We start from the raw sequence: 23,698 nt of genomic DNA on the forward strand, positions 1-23,698 counted from the left end.
AATTTGTCTGGAAACCATAGCATTGTGGTCCCACCTGATCCCATCCCGAACTCAGAAGTGAAACGCAATTGCGCCGATGGTAGTGTGGGGTCTCCCCATGTGAGAGTAGGTCATTTCCAGACGCCTATTTAAGTGAAGAAGCCACCTTATTAAGGTGGCTTTTTTGCGTTTGGAGCATAGTGAAATAGGCGAGTTAATGGCTCGAATGAGCCAGTATTTCTATCAGGTGGCTTATCCACTTAAGCACGTGTGTGCAATGTCTACTCCCTACGTCACCCCACCGCTGAGCGGGCTCTCCAGCTTCGTAACAAGTTACTCGCGCTACTAAGCCCTTGAATGCGCTGCATCCAAAGCAGGGCTTCTTCGCCCCCATGTGTTCGCTGCGCGAACTACGAGAGTAGGTCATTTCCAGACGCCACCTTGGTTTTCACTTTTTAGAAAAGTGAACACAAAACAGTAACGATAAATCCCCAGCACTTTGTGTTGGGGATTTTTTCGTTTAACGGGTTTTGAAATGACACTCGAACATGGGGAAGTAAAAAGTCCGAACGTAGTGAGGCTCAATACCCATGTGGAGTAGGGCGAGTATCGCGGTAGCGATGTGCTTATGAGCGCGGAGCTTTAGCGCAGCTGGCCATTTCCAGACGCCTAATACACGAAAAAGCCTTAGCAGAATACGCTAGGGCTTTTTTCGTATATGCACTGCGCTAAAAGAACGACTCACTACGTCACCCCGTCGCTGAGCTTGGCCAGAAACTGCGTCCATGCGCTTCTGGCATTCGGAAAATCTGATGTTTAGGACTAACAAATGCCTTGATGGCATGGATGCCAAGGAAAGGCCGTGTGCCTCGCCTCCAGCTTCGTAACAAGTTACTCGCGCTTCAAAGCCCTTGAATGCGATGCATCCAAAGCAGGGCTTCTTCACCCCTATGTGTTCGCTGCGCGAACTATGAGAGTAGGTCATTTCCAGGCGTTAAATTAACTGAGCAATTACTTATTCTCGAATGCTATGGGTAGGATTGAGAGGAGTTGCGTTTGGCGCATAGTGAAATAGGCTAGCGAATGGCTCGAATGAGCCAGTATTATATAAGGTGGCTTATTCACTTAAGCAAGTGGATGCGATGCATCACCCAGAGTCTGAAGCGGTCATCACCGGCTACCACCTAGTTAACGTTGAGTGTTCATAGGTGGTATTAGTGGGAGCTAGCAACGAAGTGTGAGTACGTAAACGCTGCTTCTTATTATCTAAGTTATTTCTGCCATCGGGGCTGTGCTAGCCGAGAAGTTGTTCCAGCTTGGCGACGATTGGTTGATTGGCATCAGGGAAGTCAATGCTTGCTAGTGCATCGACGCTGACCCATTGTATCAATTGTCCTTCACGGCCCTCAGGAGTGCCAGTAAAGTCAGTAACGGTGTGAATATCTAGCAGTACTTGTTTATCGCTATAATCATGGGAAATCGTCATTAGGGGCGTTGAGCCGTTGATGTAGATATTAATCTCTTCATTGATTTCCCTGCTAAGTGCTTGCTCGGTGCTTTCTTCCTGCTCTACTTTTCCACCAGGGAATTCCCACTTCCCACCTTGATGCAGGTGAGCATGTCTTTTGGCGATAAGTATCTGTTTGTGTTCATTGAGAATAACGGCAACAGCAACGTGGATGCGCTTCATTCTTTTTCATCCTTAAAGAAGTCCGCTTCATCATATCCTAGGGTATCTAAGGCTTCAGGATCGAATTCTGGCTTTACTGGAATGGTATGTTTCTCTGCAGCCCAATCACCTAAATCAATCAATTTACAGCGGTCACTACAAAATGGCTTAAATTTTGACTCGGCAGTCCATAAAACGAGCTTGTCACAAGTAGGACAGTTAACTTGTGTTGGCATAGCAGCAATCCCAAACGGTTATTTAAATTGAGGTGAGTATGGTACTGACTTTAACCGCAGGTTGCCAATTGAAACTCGATTGCTTGATCAGAATGTTTTTGTTGTTCAAATTGAACAAAATGGATTGCATAACGGTTTTTGTGCCCGCTAATAGTGGGGTAACAACCTTGCTGAGCATCTATCTTTACTCTAATAAGAGATAGTGCCTGCGGGCTATCACCCTGATAGAACCCTGCTTCAGCAGTTGCCTGATGATATTGCGTGGTTTGCCGAGTTAATTCTAATAGGAGTTTTATTGGAGTGAGCAAACAGTCGAAAGTCGTAGACCAGGCGGCATATTCTTGTTGGCGTATTTCCCACGGCTTTGCTAGCCAATAGTGTAGCTGTGGTAAATCAAAATTACAGCAAGCTCCGGGCATATTAAAGCGCTGTCTCAGTGCGGACAAAAATCGATTTTGTTTAAGTGTTTGACCTGGTCGGTTGCAACTAAGCAATCGCTCTCTTGCTAACTTAAGCCTAAGGATATAGTCATCTGCTTTGTCTGCATCAATATGCGGTAACGAAAGCCATTTGGACAAACTGATTAACTGCTTATCGATGTCTTTAATTATTTCACTGCGATAGTCGCAACGTTCAGTAAGTTCGCATAATGAAAAAAGGGGATAAAAACAGCGGTGCTGATGATCATGGGCAAGATTAGCCTCTAGCTGCTGGGCTAGGTATTCTAATCGCAAATAACTACGAGTTTTTTCATTTAGCGGCTGTTCGTAGGTTAATTGGGTCATGTCATTTATGGTTTTCGGCTAGTTTTAAGTATTTTTGATGTAGTCTATCTACTTGTTTTATTAATGCCGATTGGGTTCCATGATTGTCGATGACATCATCAGCTTTTGACAGTTTTTCAGCCCGAGAAGCTTGACTGCCTATTATATTTTTAACTTGCTCAGCGCTAACCATATCCCTGTCAATCACGCGCTTAGTTTGTTCTTCTGGTGAAATATCAACCAGTAAAGTGTAATGGACTAACCTATCTAAACCGTTTTCAAATAGCAAGGGCACGACTAAAATAGCATAGTCAGAGTGTGTTTTTTTTAGTTGCTGTAGCATTTCACTGCGTATAATTGGGTGTAGCAGCTCATTTAACCACAGTCGCTCATCAGGATGGTTGAAAACCAATTCTCTTAATGCTTTTCTGTCTAATTCTCCGTTGCTTAATAGCACTTTTTTTCCAAAATGAGCGGCGATCTGCTTAAGGCCTTGAGTATTTGGAGCGACGACTTCACGAGCCACAACATCAGCATCAACTAGCTCAATACCTTTAGCCGCAAAAAGGTTAGCTACAGTAGTTTTGCCGCTGCCAATGCCGCCAGTTAAGCCGATAACTAACTTATCCATAACTCGCACCTATAAACTAGCAAGGTATGCATTGACGATAGGTTCGCCCCATAGGAGTGCTATCCAACCTGCAGCCGCAATATAGGGACCGAAAGGGATAGGATTGCCACTATTCAACTTATTGTTAATGATTAGCATAATGCCGACGATAGCGCCCACTAGAGAAGAAAGTAGGATGATCAGCGGTAACATTTGCCAACCTAACCAAGCGCCAAACACTGCCATGAGTTTAAAGTCACCATACCCCATACCTTCTTTACCGGTCGCTATTTTAAAAAGCCAGTAGACACTCCAGAGGCTTAAGTAGCCAGCTACAGCGCCTATTAAAGCGTCGGTCAATGGAGTGAACAAGCCATTAATGTTGATGATTAAACCAAGCCATAACAGCGGCATAGTGATTTGATCAGGCAATAGCATCTCATCTAGATCGATACCTGTTAGCGCGACTAGAGCAAAAGTAAGTAGTGCGGCCATTGCAAATTGTAAGGTTGGCCCAAATTGCCAAGCCAATGTTGCCACCATAGCTCCTGTAAACAATTCGAATACTGGATAACGGGCTGAAATAGAGGCCTCGCAACTGGCGCACTTTCCTTGTAGCAGTAGCCAACCCAATATAGGTAAATTGTGCCAAGGTTTAATATTGGTTTTACATTTTGGGCAGGCAGAAACAGGGACAACCAAATTATATTTTTCAGGGTAATTATCAAGCGGCTTACCGAGTTTCTTGGCAATCGGGGCAATGAGCTCTTGGTGATACTCATTAAGGTACTGATTACACTCTTGCTGCCATTCACGTTTCATCATCACTGGTAAGCGATGTATGACTACATTAAGAAAGCTGCCGATAGTGGCGGCAAAGATGAAGACAAGTGAGACGAACAGCCATGGCAGTTCAAGCATGGTTGATTGGAATTCGGAAAGTAGCGCAGTCATATTTAGTTATTCTATTTGTCTATAAACGAAGCGAGCAAAGCTAATATATCATTATTCAGCGGATGTTAATCCGACAAATATCCACTTTAAGCCGATAGTTCGATATTTGCCTTGCTACACAATCTTACCCATTTGGAAGATAGGTAAATACATAGCAACAATCAAGCCGCCAACCAGCGTACCAATAACAACCATCATTATCGGCTCAATCAGGCTAGAGAGGCCATCTACGGCATCATCGACTTGCATTTCGTAAATATTAGCGACTTTGTTGAGCATTTCATCGAGACCGCCTGACTCTTCACCAATCATTACCATTTGAATTAGCATGTCCGGAAATATCCCAGTGGTTCGCATGGCGACATTCATCTGCATTCCAGCCATTACCTCTTCACGAACTTTGAGTAAAGCACTGCGATAAATATAGTTGCCTGATGCACCCGCTGCAGACTCTAACCCCTCAATTAAAGGTACACCTGCTGCAAAAGTTGTAGCCAATGTGCGAGCAAATCGGGCCATGGCAGCTTTATGTAGTATGGGACCTACAGCGGGTATTTTTAATACCAAGGTATCAATTTGGTCGCGAAATTTCTGCGAGTTGCGGTGTGTGCGGACAAACAAAAACACCCCAACAATAATAGCGGCTAAAAAGATATACCAAGAGGCTTGAAGCCATTCGGAAATTTTAATAACTAATTGAGTGAAGGCTGGTAGCTCAGCGCCAAATCCTGCAAAAATTTCCTCAAACTGTGGTACTACGAACAGCAGCAATAATGTAGTTACACCAACTGCTACCATCACCACGGCAGCTGGGTAAAACATCGCCTTTTTAATTTTTGATTTTAGTGCTTCAGCTTTTTCTCGATAAGTAGCAATACGATCAAATACTGCATCGAGCGAACCAGAGTGTTCGCCCGCTGCCACCAAATCAACATAAAGGTCATCAAAATATTGCCTGTGAGGGCGAAGTGCATCCGATAATGGAATACCCGCTTGCACTTCGTTAAGAATAGTTGCTAATAGTTCACGCATTTTAACTTTTTCATGGCCACGACCGAGCATCTCAATAGTGGTCACCAGTGGTACACCCGCAGCTAGCATAGTCGCAATTTGACGGGTAATCATTGCGATATCCATTGCAGAGATCTTAGGATCGCCTAGTTTAAATAGCGGACTGGCTTTCTTGCGAACTAGTTTAGGGTTGACCCCTTGGGATTTGAGCTGACTTTTTATTTCTGCAACAGTTGTTCCACGTAGCTCACCCGAGGTTTTCTTGCCGTCGCGGTTGGTACCTTTCCACTCATAGGTGACTACTTTAGGTTGGTTTTTGGCGGCTTTTTTTGATTTTTTTATTGCGGTTGCAGTCGCCATGATAAGTCCTTGAAATTATTTATCTAGTGCTAAATATGCTAAGTCTTTTAATACAATTGTTTATTAGAAGCTGGTGACTCGGTTGATTTCTGCAATACTGGTGACGCCGTGAATGACTTTTAGCAGGCCAGAATCACGTAGGTCACGCATACCTTGATCTTTCGCTTGATTGGCTATTTGCAGAGAGTTACCGCCCTCCATAATGGTACGGGCAATTTCATCTGACATTCTCATTACTTCGTATATACCGACTCGCCCTTTGTAGCCACCCGAGCAATGATCGCAACCTTTAGGCTTAAATATAGTAAAGCCTTCACTGATTTGCGCATCATTAAACCCTAGCGCTTTAAGCTCATGCTCTGGCACATCTTCGGCTTGTTTACATTCAGGGCAAAGTCTACGAGCCAGACGCTGAGCAATAATTAAGTTAACTGAGCTGGCAATGTTATATCCCGGCACGCCCATATTAACCAAACGAGTTAACGTTTCTGAAGCTGAATTAGTGTGCAGCGTGGAGAGCACTAAATGACCAGTTTGTGCGGCCTTAATGGCTATTTCAGCAGTTTCTAAATCACGGATTTCACCGACCATCACTACATCTGGATCTTGACGTAAAAAAGAGCGCAACGCAGATGCGAAGGTAAGACCCGCTTTCAAATTAATATGGACCTGATTGACACCTTCTAAGTTAATTTCGACCGGATCTTCGGCGGTAGAGATATTACGTGCTTCGGTATTGAGGATATTTAGTCCAGTATAGAGTGAAACTGTTTTACCTGAACCTGTTGGCCCAGTAACTAATATCATCCCTTGTGGCTTGGCTAGCATCTCTTCATACAATGTGCGTTGGTCGTCCTCATAGCCTAGTTTTTCAATACCAAGCTGCGCAGAAGAGGAGTCCAAAATACGCATTACAATTTTCTCGCCCCAGATTGTGGGCAAGGTGCTGACACGAAAATCGATAGACTTAGTGCGCGATAGTTTCATTTTAATGCGGCCATCTTGCGGCACCCGGCGTTCAGCAATATCGAGTTTTGACATTACCTTTAAGCGGGCTGAAATTCGGCCACTTAAATTAACAGGGGGTTCTGAAACCTCATGTAAAATACCATCAATGCGGAAACGGATACGATAACGTTTTTCGTAGGGCTCAAAATGCAGATCAGATGCACCCTTACGAATGGCATCGGTAAGGATTTTATTGATATAAATAACGATGGGAGCATCGTCACTATCGGCTTTTTGATCGTCCTCTCGTTTATCGGTATCGGTGACTTCAATATCGGCAAGAGAAGCATCATCAATGCCGTCTAAATCCAGCGCACTGATATCTTCTTCAAGTACTTTTTCCAGCGCGGAACTTAGCTTGTCATCTTCAACTAATATGGCTTCAGCATGTAGACCTGCACTAAACTGAAAATCCTCTAGCGCTGCAATATTGGTGGGATCGGAGGTACCGATGTATAAACGATTGCCGCGTTTGAACAGCGGTAAACACTTATGTTTCTCTATGAGCTTCTTATTGAGGAAATCTTCCGGAATACTGTGCACATCAAACTCATCGAGATCGAGCAGCGGGGTGCCGTATTCTTCATAACACAGTTCAGCAATAGCACGAGCAGATATCAGTTTTTCATTGACAATGGTAGACACTAAAGAGAGTTTAGAGTGGCGAGATTTAGCGATAGCAGTTGCAATCTGTTCTTCGCTAAGTAATTTCTTACGAATGAATAATGTTGATAAACCTAAATGTAAACCGCTAGTGGGCATCGACAGTTCTCTTCGCGAGATTAAACTTCATTTGCCAACCAAGCCATAACTATTACCTCGGCAAGGTTGACAAATTTCATTATTCTTTTTTGCTCAATTAGGTGCCAGCGCCTTCAGCACAAAGAGCATCATCAGTAGAGTCTACACCAACAGCAGCATAGCTGACCTCGCCATCATCCGCCACTGTTCCGGTTACTGTACATTGATCATTAGTCACTGCAATGTCACCACCTGTACCGATAGCAAATGCTCCGGCTGTTCCAGTAACAATAGCCACATTGGAATTCACAGTATCACATGCAATCCCAGATGAGACACAGGCTGATGCAGTAGCGGTAACTGCACTCACGGCTTTCATAGCCGAGCCACCACTTGCTGAGGTTACATAATCACGGTAAGCAGGCAAAGCTACCGCTGCCAAAATACCGATAATCGCTACTACGATCATCAATTCAATAAGGGTGAAACCCTTAGCGTTGTTCATTTGCTTGTTTAATTGAATACCTTTCATGCTATCTCTCTCCGTATGACAGTATGTTGACTCAACTTTTCACCTGGTTATGCAAATGATAGATGCTGTATCACTTGTAAATCCAAGTTTTCGCTAGTCTAGCTACCATTGTTGTATGGTATGACTAGGTGGCTCCTGCCTGATTGTCCTTGGGCTGTGTCGCTATCGCTATCAAATAACTATAGTAAATAATTTGTGGCTTTAAAAACTTTTGCTTCTTAAAGCCATGGTTCAACAAAGTTGCTCGAGCCTGCAATACAGTTTGTAGCGCCCCATTTATATTGGCTTGCTACATCGATGACCTTGTTCTTTTCGGCAAACTGCACCAATGGGTTAATTCATCTAGTGTTGGCTGTTATAGGGCTATTGAAGCTTCCTTATCTGCCAGGGCACATTGGACTGCCTTTTGCTAAAAGCGGCTTAATTGCTTTTACCTGTAACAGAACTGATGATGTCATTACGATTATTATTGTTAAAGTAATGTAATCAGCCCTATCAGCATTCCTTATTGATGAAAGTACAACTGTCTACCTTCATGGTGAGTTGGCCGAAATGGCCATCTCGCCTAGGTTCAAAGTTAGTACAAAGTTAATGTAAATGGAACACCGAAAAGCAACAAAGTATTAATTTATTAGTAAATTTGTCTAAAACTTGCTTTAAAATGTTAAAAAAGTTCTAACATTTTAATGGCAGTGATCGTTTTACTGGCAAATATGCTCTATGTGTCAATATTCAGGCGATAATTTGCTGTTTAAAATATCGCCTGTAGATGACTATGCTAAATAATGTGTTAACGGTTTGTGACGTATGATTGGGTGGGAGGATTGCTACAGTTTGAGAGCGCTTGATGTAACGCTTACTTGCGGTTAATGGTTTGTTCTTTTAAACGGCCAAAAATATCAAGGCTGCATTTCATGCTGAATCGCAGCCTTATTAATTTACAACAAAACGTGTCAACTAAGTTGTATCGGCATCGCCGTGATTACTCAGACTTTAAACGTAGCGACAAGTCGAGGGCTTTTACGTGTTTAGTTAACGCGCCTACAGAGATATAGTCGACCCCAGTTTTGGCAAAGTCATTAATGGTATCTATAGTGACATTACCAGACACTTCTAGTTTGACCTGTTGTGCGGCCTCGAAGCTTTGGTTGAGTTCAACAGCGTCGAGCATCATAGTGACATCAAAGTTGTCGAGCATGACGATATCACTGCCTGCTTCAATGGCTTGCTTAAGCTCGGCGATGCTCTCCACTTCTACTTCAACGGGTTTAGTGTTATCTAATTGCCGTGCAGCATTAACGGCATTGGCAATAGAGCCTGCAGCCATAATGTGATTTTCTTTAATTAAAAAGGCATCAAACAAACCAATACGATGGTTTTTACCGCCGCCGCAGGTGACAGCGTACTTTTGTGCAGTGCGTAATCCCGGAATAGTTTTGCGGGTATCGAGTAGCTTAGTGTGGGTATCAGCGATATGGTCAACATAGTGCTTAGTTAGCGTAGCGACTCCCGACAGCGTTTGAATAAAGTTCATTGCTGTGCGCTCGCCCGTTAAGATGGCTTGTGCGGGACCTGATAGCTCACAGAGCACTTGATTAGCGACTAATAAGTCGCCGTCATCGACATGCCAGTGCAAAGCCACATCGCCACCTAATTGATTAAAGACTTGCTCAGCCCATGCTTTGCCACAAAAAACCCCATCTTCACGGGTGATCAAGCTTGCACTTGCATATTTATCAGCAGGAATAAGCTGTGCGGTTATATCGGCCTTTAATTTGTCGCTACTACTTAAGTTGGCATCAGCACTGTAACCTAAGTCTTCTTCTAAAGCGGTTTTAACAGCGAGTCGAATATCATTTTCTAGCATCTCAGTTATCCTCTGCAAAATGCATATACTCCATGGTGGTCTATTTGGTGAAAATGGCTGACCAGGAGTGCTAGTTCTTTTATTTATGGTAGCAAATTCGATGGCAAAAAAGCAGGTGCTTCTTTGCTATATATCACGCAGAATAGTTGCATCAGTGTTTGCTTAGATGGTTGATCGTGACTTAAGCGAAAATGGTTGATTTAAAGCGCTGAACAAATAGGCCTTGGGTTACAGCTACAGCGCTCTTTTGAGATGAACGTATAAGCGGGTTAGTGATTACTTCGCAACCTATTAATTAGAGTATGGAACGGAAGTTATGTCGGCAAAGATGTTAATTAATCAAGGTTGGATGCAATCAAGTCGGCGTTGTATCTCGCCTCATTTTAATCACCGCCCCAATAAAGAAGTTAGCTTGTTGGTTATCCATAATATTAGTTTGCCGGCAGGATGTTTTGGGTTACCGCACATTGATCAGCTATTTCAAGGCTGTTTGGATGTCGAAGCTGACACCAGTTTTACCGACCTAGCTGGGCTGCAAGTGTCCGCTCATTTTCTTATTCGTCGTGATGGCGAAATTGTGCAGTATGTCAGTTGTGATGATCGTGCTTGGCACGCCGGTGTTTCAGAGTATAAAGGTCGTACAGGTTGTAATGATTTTGCCATTGGTATTGAGCTTGAGGGGACTGACACACAAGCTTATGAAGAGGTGCAATACCAGCAGCTAGCGAAGTTAAGCTTCGCCTTATTCGAATATTATCCTGAGCTTGATGCTTCTAAGGTGGTTGGACACTGTGATATTGCCCCGGGGCGAAAGACAGACCCTGGTGAAAGTTTTGATTGGCCGCGTTACCTGGCTGACATTAGCAGCTTATAAACACCCAGGACTTAGCTGTTTATGATATCAGGCAAGTGTGATTGACTAATTGTTAGTTTAGCGATCCCTCTGCCTATGATATCGCCGTGTTGTTAACTATGCTTATGGCAATGAAAAGTGACATAGCATCGATTTCGAGGTGTTTTTGGTGTAAGTGCACCGATTGCGGCACTTGATGCCAGTTAAGGCAAGTGGTTGTCATAAAATAGTTTTGTTGATCTGCTAGATTAGCCGTAAACTGTCAATGTTGATTGACCTAAAATAAGGATTAGGCGGTATGGCGTTATTTTCGTTATTGATTGCCATTATGGTTGAGCGATTAAAACTGCTGCCAGCTGCGTGGCAGTTTGAGTCGATTCTCGCGCTTTATACTAAACAGCTTTTTGGCCATAAACAGCTTAAGTCAGATGTGATGATGGCACTGGCACTGATTTTTCCTGCGTTAGCGGTGCAAGTACTTAGTTGGGCTGTTATGGGAATGATGTTTGGCTTTGTCAGCCTGCTTATTTGGGTTGTAGTCGCGATATTGTGCTTTAGCCACTTAAGTCAACGCAAAGTGTTTAAGCAGTATATGCAGGCTGCTTGTCGTGGTGATCGCCAAGCCTGTTATCATTTTGCTGACTCTCTTGATCCTTACGAATCTCTTGAAGCGGTTTCCGAAAAAGATTTAGGGGCAAAAGTCGGTCAAACTGTGGCGTGGATTAATTATCGATTTTACGGTGTGGTGGCATTGTTTCTAATCTTCTTAGGTCCAGCGGGTGCCGTATTTTATTGTACTGTGCGCTACTTTGCTGATACTGCCAAGCTAAAAGATGAGCCTCTACCTATGGTAGCCAAACTATTAACCATATTAGATTGGTTGCCAAGTCGATTATTTGCATTTGGTTATGTGTTAAGTGGGCAATTCTCAAGTGCTAATGGTGTGTGGCGCCGACATGCACTCAATTGGCGTACGAGTGCTAAAACGATTATTACCCAAGTAGCATCAGCGGCTGAACCGACTTCAGAAACTTCAAATGCACCGGTTTGTGTGCAGTCGACGCTTAGCTTATTACTGCTCAGTAAACGCAACTTTATTCTGTTAGTGACGGTATTGTCGTTATTGACAATATTCGGTGTAGTGGCATAACAATAAATGCCGGTCCGAATCATATCAACATGCTTGCTTTAAGCTTGCCAGCAGGATATTGCACTTAAATTGGCTTAAAACCATTTTTAGGTGCAATGGTCAGACCCCTTTGGAAATAAATTCAGCTATCCTCACAGATTGTGAGTTTACATGAAGCAGATCACAAACTAGACAAGCGAAATGTGATTTGATAAAGTGCGCTCAGTCAATTAAATTGGTAAGACCAATTTACAATAGGAGCTGAGGGCCATATGGCTTATAGCAAAATTAACCAGCCAAAGATTTCTGATGTCATTATGAACCAACTGGAGCAGATGATATTAGAAGGTAGTTTGCAGCCTGGTCAGAAGTTACCTCCAGAGCGTGAACTGGCACTCCAGTTTGAAGTCTCTCGTCCTTCATTACGTGAAGCGATCCAAAAGCTCGAAGCAAAAGGTTTACTCCTGCGTCGTCAAGGCGGTGGTACCTATGTTAAAGAGCAGCTATGGCAAAGCTTAGCCGATCCCATTGTTGAGTTAATGCATAGCGATTCTGAAAGCCAATATGACTTATTGGAATTCCGTCATGCCACTGAGGGAATGATGGCTTATTTTGCTGCGCTGCGCGGTACTGACGCAGATATGCAAAATATCAAACAAAAAATCTTAGAAGTTGAAGCTGCAACCGAGATTGAAGAACAGGCTGCCGCGATTGTACGTTTTTATCGTGCAGTTGCCGAGGCCTCACACAATGTTGCCATGCTTCACCTTGTATTGAGTTTATCACCTGTGCTGCATAAAAACGTGGCGCAGAACTTGGAGTTGCTAAGTCGTCGAGATGATGCCTCCACCATGGCCAATGACCATCGCCGAGCTTTATTGGCAGCGATTGTACGCCGTGATCCAGACGCTGCACGCGAAGCCTCCAATGAACACTTAAGTTACATTGAAGAAGTGATGCTGGCGGTTCGGGAAGAAGACAGTAGGTTGCAGCGTAGTCTGCGCCGATTAAAAAGCGGTGTTTAAGCCATTAAGCTGAACAGTGTTTTTAATAATTAATTCATAACATTACTATTGTATATAGGGAAGGACTGCGAAATGTCTGAACATATGCTACAAGATTTAGATCCGTTGGAAACCCAAGAGTGGGTTGATTCTTTACAAGCTGTACTTGAGCAAGAAGGGCCAGAACGGGCTCATTACTTACTTGAGAAGCTAATTGATAAAGCGCGCCGAAACGGAACTCATCTTCCATATAAAGCGACCACAGCTTATCTTAATACCATTCCTGCGGGCCAAGAGCCGCATATGCCTGGCGACCAAGAAATGGAGCGTCGCATTCGTGCTATCGTGCGTTGGAATGCTTTGGCGATGGTATTACGCGGCTCGAAAAAAGATCTTGAGCTTGGCGGCCACATTTCTAGTTTTGCTTCTAGTGCCACTATCTACGATGTGTGTTTTAACCACTTCTTCCGTGCACCAAATGAGAAAGATGGTGGTGATTTAGTTTACTATCAAGGTCACATCGCACCGGGTATTTATTCACGCTCTTTCCTAGAAGGACGTATCAGCGAAGATCAAATGAATGGTTTCCGTCAAGAAGTTGATGGAAAAGGTTTATCTTCGTACCCACATCCTAAACTTATGCCTGATTACTGGCAGTTCCCAACGGTATCTATGGGCCTTGGCCCTATTCAAGCCATCTATCAGGCCCGATTCCTGAAATACTTAACTGACCGTGGCTTAAAAGATTGTTCTGAGCAAACCGTATATTGCTTCTTAGGTGATGGTGAGTGTGACGAGCCAGAAACCTTAGGTGCAATTGGTCTAGCGGCACGTGAAGAGTTGGATAACTTAGTCTTTATTGTTAACTGTAACCTGCAGCGCCTTGATGGTCCTGTTCGTGGTAACGGTAAGATTATCCAAGAGCTTGAAGGTGAATTCCGTGGTGCCGGCTGGGAAGCTGTGAAAGTGATTTGGGGTCGTTATTGGGACCCACTATTAGCGCGCGACACTAGCGGTAAACTACTGCAGCTAATGGAAGAAACGGTTGACGGTGAATACCAAAACTGTAAAGCCAAAGGTGGTGCGTATACCCGTGAACACTTCTTTGGTAAGTACCCAGAAACTGCTGAAATGGTTGCTAATATGTCTGATGATGACATTTGGCGTTTAAACCGTGGTGGTCACGACCCAGTGAAAATTTACGCAGCGCTACAGCATGCTAAAAACACCAAAGGTCGCCCAACGGTTATCTTAGCTAAAACCGTAAAAGGTTACGGTATGGGTGATGCTGGTGAAGGTAAGAACATTGCACATAACGTGAAGAAAATGGGCGTTGATTCGCTTAAGTACTTCCGCGACCGTTTTAACATCCCAATCAGTGATGATCAGCTAGAAGATATTCCGTATTACCACCCAGGTGCGGATTCTGAAGAGGTTAAATACCTAAAAGCGCGCCGTGAGTCGCTGCACGGGGCAATGCCTAAGCGTCTTGAGAAGTTTAGCGAAGAGCTAGAAGTTCCTTCATTGAAGATTTTTGACTCAGTGCTTAAAGGCTCTAATGGTCGTCAAATCTCTAGCACCATGTCATTTGTTCGTATTCTGACTGCGCTACTTAAAGATAAGAAGATCGGTAAGAATATCGTGCCTATCATTCCTGATGAAGCGCGTACTTTCGGTATGGAAGGTCTTTTCCGTCAGGTGGGTATTTACGCCCATGAAGGCCAAAAGTACGAACCGCAAGATTCAGATCAGGTGGCTTACTATCGCGAAGATAAGTCTGGCCAGGTATTACAAGAAGGGATTAACGAACTCGGTGCAATGTCATCGTGGGTTGCTGCAGCAACCAGTTATTCTGTTAACGATACCCCAATGATTCCATTCTACATCTATTACTCAATGTTTGGTTTCCAACGTATCGGTGACATGGCTTGGGCTGCGGGTGATATGCGAGCACGTGGTTTCATGGTCGGTGGAACATCAGGTCGTACAACCTTGAACGGAGAAGGTCTGCAGCACCAAGATGGTCACAGCCATGTGCTAGCGAACACCATTCCGAATTGTATTTCTTATGACCCGACTTATGGTTATGAGATTGCAGTGATTGTTCAAGATGGTATCCGTCGCATGTACGGCGAGCAGGAAGATGTTTTCTACTATCTCACCACCATGAACGAGAACTACGAACAGCTTGCCATGCCAGAAGGTAGTGAAGAAGGCATTGTGAAAGGTATCTACAAGCTAGAAACCCTTAAAGGTAGCGGCAAAGGTGCTGTGCAGTTAATGGGTAGCGGTACCATTTTAGAGCAAGTGCGTAAAGCGGCTGTAGCACTATCGAAAGACTTTGGCATCACAACAGACGTGTTCAGTGTTACCAGCTTTAACGAGCTAACACGCGATGGTCAAGCAACCGAGCGTTACAATATGCTGCACCCGACTGCGACGCCTAAAGTGCCATATATTGCAGAGGTGCTGTCAAAAGATGCACCAGCGATTGTTGCCACCGATTACATGAAGATATATGGCGAGCAATTACGTGCTTACGTGCCAACAGATTACAAAGTGCTGGGCACCGATGGTTTCGGCCGCAGTGATAGCCGTGAGAACTTACGTCACCACTTTGAAGTTGACGCCAAGTTCATTGTTATCGCTTCGCTTAAGTCGCTTGTAGACCGTGGTGAGCTACCTGTTGATGTGCTTAGCAAAGCCATCGCTGAGTATGGTATTGATGTTGACAAAATCAACCCACAATACGCATAAGGGAAATTAAAATGGCTGAATTAAAAGAAATTTTAGTCCCCGATATTGGTGGGGATGAAGTACAAGTTATTGAAATTTGTGCTGCTGTAGGCGATAACCTTGATGCCGAAGAATCAATTATTACGGTTGAGAGTGACAAGGCGACAATGGATATTCCTGCGCCGTTTGCCGGTAAACTCGCTGAGCTAAAAGTCGCTGTTGGTGATACGGTGTCTGAAGGCTGCTTGATTGCCATGATGAGTACGGAAGCCGCTGCTCCGGCACCGGCCGAAGCGCCAGCACCGGTCGAAACACCCGCTCAAGCTCCTGTCGCTGCAGCACCTGCACCGGCAGCACCAGCTGCGAGTGGCACCCAAGTTGTTGAAGTGACGGTGCCCGATATTGGTGACGCTGAAAATGTCGATATCATTGAAGTGCTTGTTGCTGTTGGTGACAGCATTGATGTTGATACCGGCTTGATTACTTTAGAAACTGACAAAGCAACCATGGAAGTACCGGCGCCTGCAGCAGGTGTGGTTAAAGAGCTTAAAGTGGTTGTTGGTGACAAAGTATCACAGGGTTCATTGGTACTCATGTTAGAAACTGGTGCAGCCGCTGCCGCGCCAGCCCCAACTGAAGTCGCCGCGACAGCATCACCCGCACCAACTGCTGCTGTAGCAGAAGTGAAAGAGATTGCAGTACCTGACATTGGTGATGCAGAGAATGTCGATGTTATTGAAGTGCTGGTGGCTGCGGGTGACGACATCGATGTCGATACCGGCCTCATCACTCTTGAAACCGATAAAGCGACCATGGAAGTACCTGCACCTTTCGCGGGTAAGCTGGTCTCGGTAACAGTTAATGTAGGCGATAAAGTATCGCAAGGCAGCATTATTGCGACGATTGAAACGCAATCTTCAGCGCCTGTTGCGGCGGCGCCAGCTGCTCCGGCTCCAGCGCCCCAAGCGAGCACACCGGCAGCGCCTGCCCCAGCGTCAAAACCACCAGTGCCGCATCATCCACATGCTGGCAGTGCCCCTAAGACGGGTGCAGTACATGCTTCACCAGCTGTACGTCGTTTAGCGCGTGAATTTGGTGCTGATTTGAGTCGTGTTCAAGGTACAGGCCGTAAAGGGCGTATTTTGAAAGAAGACGTACAAGCGTTCATCAAGTATGAGTTATCGCGTCCTAAAGCCTCAGCAGCAACGAGTGTGAGTGGTGGTGAAGGTGGTTTGCAAGTGATTGCAGCACCGAAAGTCGATTTTGCTAAGTTTGGTGAAGTTGAAGAAGTACCTTTGACGCGTATCCAGAAAATTTCTGGTCCTAACTTGCATCGCAACTGGGTGACGATTCCACATGTAACTCAGTTTGATGAAGCTGATATCACCGAAATGGAAGCATTCCGTAAACAGCAAAACGAAGTGGCTGCCAAGCAAAAGCTGGGTATTAAGATCACGCCGTTGGTGTTTATGATGAAGGCGGTAGCGAAAGCACTGCAGCAGTTCCCAGTGTTTAACGCGAGTTTAAGTGCTGACGGTGAATCACTGATTAAGAAAAAGTACTATCACATTGGTGTCGCGGTTGATACGCCTAACGGCCTAGTGGTGCCAGTTGTTCGCGATGTCGACAAGAAAGGCATTCATGAGCTTTCTGCTGAACTGATGGAAATTTCGGTTAAGGCCCGTGATGGCAAGTTGAAAGCGGCCGATATGCAAGGCAGCTGCTTTACTATTTCGAGCCTAGGTGGCATTGGTGGTACAGCGTTTACGCCAATTGTTAATTATCCAGATGTGGCGATTCTTGGTGTATCTAAATCCGAGATTAAACCTAAGTGGAATGGTAAAGACTTTGAACCTAAGCTAATGTTGCCACTATCATTATCTTATGATCATCGTGTGATTGACGGTGCGATGGCAGCACGCTTTAGCGTGACACTGTCAAGTATGCTGTCCGACATACGTACACTTATTTTGTAATGATGAAGGCTACTCATGTTGAGTGGCCTTTTGTTTACAAGACTGACAGGTTAAAATGCGGCCACCTTACAAAAAGCTGGCGTCATAACACGTTGGGCAGACACTATTCCCGACGGAATGAGAAAGAATAGAGGAAAACATGAGTAACGAAATTAAAACTCAGGTAGTAGTTTTAGGTGCAGGTCCTGCGGGCTATTCAGCCGCTTTTCGTGCTGCTGACTTAGGTCTAGATACCGTTATTGTTGAGCGTTTTAGCACGCTTGGCGGTGTATGTCTAAACGTAGGCTGCATCCCATCAAAAGCATTGTTGCATGTGTCTAAAGTCATTGAAGAAGCCAAAGCTGTTGCAAGTCACGGCGTGGTATTTGGCGAGCCACAAATTGATTTAGACAAACTGCGTGAATTTAAAACTAGCGTTATTGGTCAGCTAACTGGCGGTTTAGGCGGTATGTCTAAAATGCGTAAAGTTGACGTGGTTAACGGCTTAGGTAAGTTCACTGGCCCTAATACGCTTGAAGTTGCCGGCGAAGATGGGGTTAAAGTGATTCACTTTGAACACGCGATTATTGCTGCGGGTTCTCGTCCAATCCAATTGCCATTTATTCCTCATGAAGACCCACGTATTTGGGATTCAACTGATGCGCTTGAGCTTAAAGAAGTGCCAGGTAAGCTGCTTGTTATGGGTGGCGGTATCATTGGTCTAGAAATGGGTACAGTATACTCATCGCTAGGTAGCGAGATTGATGTTGTTGAGATGTTTGATCAGGTTATTCCTGCAGCCGACAAAGATATCGTTCGCGTTTATACCAAGAAGATTAAGAAGAAATTCAACCTAATCTTAGAAACTAAAGTCACTGCTGTTGAAGCAAAAGATGACGGTATCTACGTTTCAATGGAAGGCAAGAAGGCACCAGCTGAACCTGTACGCTATGATGCTGTTTTAGTGGCTATTGGTCGTACGCCTAACGGTAAGCTAATTGATGCAGACAAAGCCGGTGTGAATATTGATGAGCGTGGTTTCATCAACGTTGATAAGCAGATGCGTACCAATGTTCCTAACATCTATGCGATTGGTGATATTGTTGGCCAGCCAATGTTGGCGCACAAAGGTGTGCATGAAGGTCACGTTGCTGCTGAAGTTATCTCAGGCATGAAGCACTTCTTCGATCCTAAAGTGATTCCATCAATTGCCTACACTGACCCAGAGGTGGCGTGGGTTGGTCTAACTGAGAAAGAAGCGAAAGAGCAAGGTGTTGCCTACGAAACAGCGACTTTCCCATGGGCAGCAAGTGGCCGTGCAATTGCCTCTGATTGCTCAGATGGTATGACTAAGTTAATCTTCGATAAAGAGACTCACCGTGTTATTGGTGGAGCGATTGTTGGCGTTAATGGTGGTGAGCTACTGGGCGAAATCGGCCTAGCTATTGAGATGGGTTGTGATGCTGAAGATTTAGCATTAACAGTTCACGCACATCCTACGCTACACGAATCTGTTGGTTTAGCGGCCGAGATTTATGAAGGCTCAATTACAGATTTACCCAATCCAAAAGCGAAAAAGAAGAAAAAATAATTTCTCTTATTCGTTGTTGAAAAAGCGCTCATAGAGCGCTTTTTTTATACCTATAATATCCTGTTTCCCCATTTTTCAACGTTTGGGTGAAGTTGAGACAACTAGGTTCAAACCCGTAGCAATTAACAATGTATAAAAATAGCGCAACATTGCAGGTGAATTAAACGTATCGAGCTGCTACATTAATCATAAGTTTATGAGTTAAGAGCCAAATGATAATAACAATAGTTCATAAATTATTAATTCTGCTATTACTGCTGGTTATGCCACTTTCTGCATTGCAAGCCTCTGATCTCGTGCAGCGAGTTTTTGGCGAGCGCGATGGGCTGGTAAATGCCACCGTCAATGATATTGAATTTGATGACTATGGTTACACTTGGGTAGCTACAGAAGAAGGTTTGTACCGCGTTAGTAACAGCCGAGTGCGGCGTATTGATATGATTGGTATGGACAGTCGCATCAGTGATGGCCATGTATATACCATCCGGCGCTTAAGTGCTGAGCATTTGTTGTTAGCTAATTTTGCCCATGTTTATCTGTATGACATCGTTAACGATCAATTCCTGCAATTTGGCAGTCAATCACTGCTTCCTGAACATAAACCCCGTAGTCTAGCTGGCATCTCGCATCGGCAAGGTGATAACTGGCTATTGCTGTTTGAAGATGGCGAGCTGGCTGAGTTTTCCTACGCCAAACTTAGCCTGACCAGCATCAATTATTTACCCGTCTTACCAGATCAACCGTGGAACCAGTTACAAAGTTTGCCTCAAGGAAAAATCTTGGTCTCCAATGGACATCAAGTGCAATTGCGTGGTGCAAAAGGTGAACTAGAAGCGGTATTACCGTGGCAAGATTCCATGGGGGTAATTCGCTCTATTTATCAAGATAAGCAAGGAAAAATATGGTTTACCTCTAGTGATGGGCTGTATCAATTAAGCCTCACTGAATTAGGTTTTTCACCGGTAAAGTCGTTACCTTATTACATTTCACGTATGACCGAAGATAGTCAGGGTAACTACTGGTTGGCAAGTCGTAAAGGGTTGATTAAATGGCAACCGAGCACCAATGCCGTGACAATTTTTAGTGATGAGCTTAAAAATATTGCTGACATTGATTACATCTATGACATTGCTATTGATGGCAATAATGTGATTTGGGTTGGTGGCTCAGGCGAATCCCTTGCAGTCATCACCGATCGGCCAGAATTTTTGCTGGAGCGTTTTTCTAATTCAAAACCTTATCAGCTTAGTGACGAAATGATTTGGTCAATCTTCGCCACTGATAACCACCTTTGGTTCGGTACCGACAATGGCCTAATACGGGTTGAACAAGGTGTGCCGGGTAGCTTGACGATTATTCCCGAGGGGATAGCGCTCAACGATAGCATTTATAGAATTGCTCAACTTGATGAAGCACATTTATTACTCTCAACCACCAATGGTTTGTTCACGGTTAATATCAACACATTTGAGTCACAGCGCTTTGCAAGCTGGACAGATGGCAATACCTCGCTTGAGCATAAAGTGGTTTATACCAGTTATCGTGATCCCACCATGCCTGAGCGTTGGTGGTTTGCTACGGCTGGTGGACTATTCTATTGGGATAGGGGCACGAAGAACGTGCAAGCATTTCCGCTAGCGAGTGAACAACAGCAGTTTGAGCGCCCCGATATACGCAACGTCCATCGTAGTGCAGATGGAAAGCTGTGGCTTGCTGGGGCGGCAATATTTGGTTTTATAGGTGATGACGGTAAACTCCAGTCACGATTTGAAATTTTCTCTGAACCCGATCGTTTGGTCGATGTAAATTATATTGAATCTATTGGCGAGAATAAGCTCTGGGTTGGGGCATCCACCGGATTAATGGAGTATGACATCGCCAGTGGTGAATCTCTGTGGCTGACCGATAGTTGGCAGGTGGATTGCGGCAGCGTGTACTTTATTCAACCGACAACGGATTATAGATTGATAGGTTGTCTTAACTCGATTATTCGTCAACAGATCGCCACTGATGATATTTTAGTGCTAGAGGAAGAAGATGGTCTATTTGGCGATGAGCTCAATGACGGTGCTTACTTTTATGAGCCAAGCCAAGGGTTATATGTAGGTACGCCGGACGGCGTGATGTTAATTGCGCCTGATAAATTGAATAATCGACTTTCGCACGATGGGGTGTTTTTAGAGGCTGTGTCGGTATTGTATCCCGACAATAATGAAATGCACTTGGTGCCACAGCCCAATTTAGTGGTTAAACCCAATGCTAGCATGATCAGTTTTCAGCTAACCAGTATGGACTACCTCGATGATCAGCCTTTAGTCATCAAATACCGCCTGCGAGAACAAAATGGTGAGTTTGATAAAGAGTATGTGATGCTCTCGGGTCAATCGCAGATAAACATTTCCGAGCTGAATGCCGGTGGTTATGTCTTAGAAGCGCTTAGTCAGCAAAATGGTATTTGGGCACAAGAACCCTATGTCTTCCCTTTTAAGGTAGAGCAAATATGGTGGAAGACTACCTGGTTTAAGGCGTTGTTGGTTTTCGGTTCTTTGCTGATCTGTATCGGTATCATTATCGCGCGTCAACGTCAGCTAAGTGCGTTTATTAAGGTCAATCGCGCCTTAGTAGAAAGTGAAGTGCGACTTAGGCAGTCACTTAAAGGCAGTGATTCTGAGCTGTGGGAGTGGCGCAGTGACAGTCAACTCTTTACTTTAGAAAATCAAACTGAACATTTCACCTCGACGCCGGGCAATATCAAGTTGGATGTAGAAAACCTGCCCATCCACCCTGAAGATAAGGCACATGTCTATGCCGCTTGGCAGCGATTGCTAACTAAAGTTGATGCCAAATTTGATGTCGAATATCGCTACCGAAAACCGGACAAAACCTGGGGCTGGACACGTGTTAGAGGGCGACCGATTGTGGTCGACTCATCTAGCGGTGAGGTACTCAAAGTTGCGGGTATCTACGCGGATATCACCGCAAAGAGAAAGCTTGAGGACGATGCAAAGTTACTGGCGCAAGCATTTGGTAACACGTCTGAAGGGGTATTGATTTTAGACGCCAATGAACAAGTTAAAGTGTCCAATCAGGCCGCGCAGCTGATTTTAGGCTTTACAGAAAGTGCGTTACTTGAGCTGAGCTTTTCTCAGTTAGTTAATGATGGAGAAGGTCAGAGTGATGAAGTGGCGACTTTGCTTAATCAAGGGGTCTCGTGGACCGGTGAGCGCGAGTTTATTTGTGCCGATAAACACGCTTGCCCAGTGTGGTTAAACCTCTCTACTATGCTGGATCAGAAAGGCAATATTACTCATTACGTTGCGGTTTTCTCTGATATCACCGAACGTAAACGTACCGAGGCCGATTTACGCAGATTGGCCAATTATGACGTGCTTACTGGCTTAACGAATCGGTCTTTGTTTTCCAGTCGGCTGACACAAGCTATTCATCGCGCCGAGCGTAATGGCGAAAAGCTCGCTCTGCTATTTTTAGATTTAGACAGATTCAAAAACGTCAATGATTCATATGGCCATAGTATGGGCGATGCCCTGCTGGTGGAAGCGGCGAATCGATTGCAGTCCTGTGTTGATGATGGTCATACGTTATGCCGTTTTGGTGGTGATGAGTTCGTCATCTTACTGCATGATGTCGACAGTGTTGATGAGATAAACCATTTATGTGAGCAACTGCTGCAGCAGATTGAAAAGCCCTTCGAGCTGTACGGTCGAGAATTCTATATCTCTACCAGTATTGGCGTGAGTTTATGGCCGGATGATGCACGTCAGCCTGAGACCCTGATTAAAAATGCCGATCAGGCGATGTACCACGCTAAAGAAGAAGGTCGCGGTAATTTTCAGTATTTCTCATCAGAGCGAAACAGCGAAGCACTATACCATCTCAAGCTGGAAGCGGATTTACGCAAAGCCATTGAGCGCAATGAATTTGAACTGCATTACCAGCCACAAATAGACATCATCAAAGATGACAAAGTCATCGGCATGGAAGCATTGCTGCGCTGGAGGCATCCACAAGAAGGGTATATTCGACCAGATATCTTTATTAAAGTCGCCGAGTCTTGTGGGCTGATTATCGATATTGATCGCTGGGTGTTACAAGAAGCATGTCAGCAAGCGGCTAAATGGCAGTCGGGGTTGATGACGGATTTTTGTATCTCTATCAATATTTCTGCAGTGCAGTTTAGACAACCTGATTTTATCCAAGGGGTGAAGCGAGTCCTTGCTGATACGGGTCTGTCGCCTAAGCTACTGAGTTTTGAGATCACCGAGGGAGTGTTGATGAAAGAGCTGTAAATTGCTCAATCACACCTAAAAGATCTCCGTGAAATTGGCATTGAAGTCGCTATTGATGATTTTGGTACTGGCTATTCTTCTTTAGCCTATTTGCGTCACTTTGACGTTAATACGTTGAAAATCGACCGTTCATTCTTGATTGATATTGCCACCAATGAGGCTGATCAGGCCATTGCCAGCAGTATTATTGAGCTTGCGCGAAACCTAAAGTTGACTGTTGTTGCTGAGGGCGTGGAAACTCAGGAGCAACTAGAGCAAGTATTTAGCCGTGGCTGTTACATCATTCAAGGGTATTATTTCTCTAAACCCTTGCCGGCCAAAGCTTTCGAAGACTACATCAACCAGCAAAGCAAGTAACTGTATTTATTCTGCAAAACTAACGGTAGCAATAG

The 23,698-nt window shown here is 44.5% G+C and carries 15 protein-coding genes, 1 rRNA gene and 1 pseudogene; 8 read left to right on the forward strand and 9 right to left on the reverse strand.

Annotated elements, in window-relative coordinates:
* Positions 1-6 precede the first annotated feature (6 nt).
* Positions 7-122 (forward strand): 5S ribosomal RNA (gene rrf, locus L865_RS0111155).
* A 1,151-nt stretch (positions 123-1,273) separates the two neighbouring features.
* Here rrf and mutT read toward each other — a convergent pair.
* The 9 genes from mutT to nadC form a co-directional block, all read right to left on the reverse strand.
* Positions 1,274-1,669: an 8-oxo-dGTP diphosphatase MutT gene (mutT, locus tag L865_RS0111160; RefSeq protein ID WP_028773313.1), complete on the reverse strand. Its 396-nt coding sequence runs from the start codon at positions 1,667-1,669 to the stop codon at positions 1,274-1,276.
* Positions 1,666-1,884 carry a DNA gyrase inhibitor YacG gene (gene yacG, locus L865_RS0111165; protein ID WP_028773314.1) on the reverse strand — a complete coding sequence of 73 codons (219 nt, stop codon included), beginning with the start codon at positions 1,882-1,884 and terminating at the stop codon, positions 1,666-1,668. Before yacG ends, mutT begins: the two co-directional genes overlap by 4 nt.
* Before the next feature lie 50 nt (positions 1,885-1,934).
* The gene (gene zapD, locus L865_RS0111170) at positions 1,935-2,669 is read right to left on the reverse strand and encodes a cell division protein ZapD (RefSeq protein WP_028773315.1); all 735 of its coding nucleotides are present in this window, start codon (positions 2,667-2,669) and stop codon (positions 1,935-1,937) included.
* Between the two features lies 1 nt (position 2,670).
* Complete coding sequence (gene coaE, locus L865_RS0111175) at positions 2,671-3,279, reverse strand: dephospho-CoA kinase (protein ID WP_028773316.1); 609 nt, start codon at positions 3,277-3,279, stop codon at positions 2,671-2,673.
* A gap of 9 nt (positions 3,280-3,288) precedes the next feature.
* On the reverse strand, positions 3,289-4,212 hold the full coding sequence (locus L865_RS0111180) for a prepilin peptidase (protein ID WP_028773317.1): 924 nt from the start codon (positions 4,210-4,212) through the stop codon (positions 3,289-3,291).
* 114 nt (positions 4,213-4,326) lie between these two features.
* Positions 4,327-5,583, reverse strand: coding sequence for a type II secretion system F family protein (locus L865_RS0111185; protein WP_028773318.1), 1,257 nt, complete (start codon positions 5,581-5,583; stop codon positions 4,327-4,329).
* Positions 5,584-5,646: 63 nt separating this feature from the next.
* Entirely contained in the window at positions 5,647-7,353 is a 1,707-nt protein-coding gene (gene pilB / locus L865_RS0111190; RefSeq protein ID WP_028773319.1) for a type IV-A pilus assembly ATPase PilB, read from the reverse strand.
* A gap of 97 nt (positions 7,354-7,450) precedes the next feature.
* Entirely contained in the window at positions 7,451-7,864 is a 414-nt protein-coding gene (locus L865_RS26065) for a type IV pilin protein (protein WP_028773320.1), read from the reverse strand.
* 982 nt (positions 7,865-8,846) lie between these two features.
* Positions 8,847-9,731: a carboxylating nicotinate-nucleotide diphosphorylase gene (gene nadC / locus L865_RS0111205; protein ID WP_028773322.1), complete on the reverse strand. Its 885-nt coding sequence runs from the start codon at positions 9,729-9,731 to the stop codon at positions 8,847-8,849.
* A 316-nt stretch (positions 9,732-10,047) separates the two neighbouring features.
* Here nadC and ampD point away from each other — a divergent pair, with 316 nt between their 5' ends.
* The 7 genes and pseudogenes from ampD (at position 10,048) to L865_RS26070 (ending at position 23,663) form a co-directional block, all read left to right on the forward strand.
* On the forward strand, positions 10,048-10,605 hold the full coding sequence (gene ampD, locus L865_RS0111210; RefSeq protein ID WP_425423629.1) for a 1,6-anhydro-N-acetylmuramyl-L-alanine amidase AmpD: 558 nt from the start codon (positions 10,048-10,050) through the stop codon (positions 10,603-10,605).
* Positions 10,606-10,882: 277 nt separating this feature from the next.
* Entirely contained in the window at positions 10,883-11,734 is an 852-nt protein-coding gene (ampE, locus tag L865_RS0111215) for a beta-lactamase regulator AmpE (protein ID WP_028773324.1), read from the forward strand.
* 251 nt (positions 11,735-11,985) lie between these two features.
* Positions 11,986-12,738, forward strand: coding sequence for a pyruvate dehydrogenase complex transcriptional repressor PdhR (gene pdhR, locus L865_RS0111220; protein WP_028773325.1), 753 nt, complete (start codon positions 11,986-11,988; stop codon positions 12,736-12,738).
* Positions 12,739-12,810: 72 nt separating this feature from the next.
* Complete coding sequence (gene aceE, locus L865_RS0111225; RefSeq protein ID WP_028773326.1) at positions 12,811-15,474, forward strand: pyruvate dehydrogenase (acetyl-transferring), homodimeric type; 2,664 nt, start codon at positions 12,811-12,813, stop codon at positions 15,472-15,474.
* 11 nt (positions 15,475-15,485) lie between these two features.
* Positions 15,486-17,429 (forward strand): dihydrolipoyllysine-residue acetyltransferase, encoded by a 1,944-nt coding sequence (aceF, locus tag L865_RS0111230; RefSeq protein WP_028773327.1) that lies wholly within the window; start codon positions 15,486-15,488, stop codon positions 17,427-17,429.
* A gap of 139 nt (positions 17,430-17,568) precedes the next feature.
* The gene (gene lpdA / locus L865_RS0111235; RefSeq protein ID WP_028773328.1) at positions 17,569-18,999 is read left to right on the forward strand and encodes a dihydrolipoyl dehydrogenase; all 1,431 of its coding nucleotides are present in this window, start codon (positions 17,569-17,571) and stop codon (positions 18,997-18,999) included.
* Between the two features lie 212 nt (positions 19,000-19,211).
* Positions 19,212-23,663: pseudogene (locus tag L865_RS26070) on the forward strand (EAL domain-containing protein).
* The last annotated feature ends 35 nt before the right edge of the window (positions 23,664-23,698 follow it).

Source organism: Shewanella waksmanii ATCC BAA-643 (assembly GCF_000518805.1).
GTDB lineage: Bacteria > Pseudomonadota > Gammaproteobacteria > Enterobacterales > Shewanellaceae > Shewanella > Shewanella waksmanii.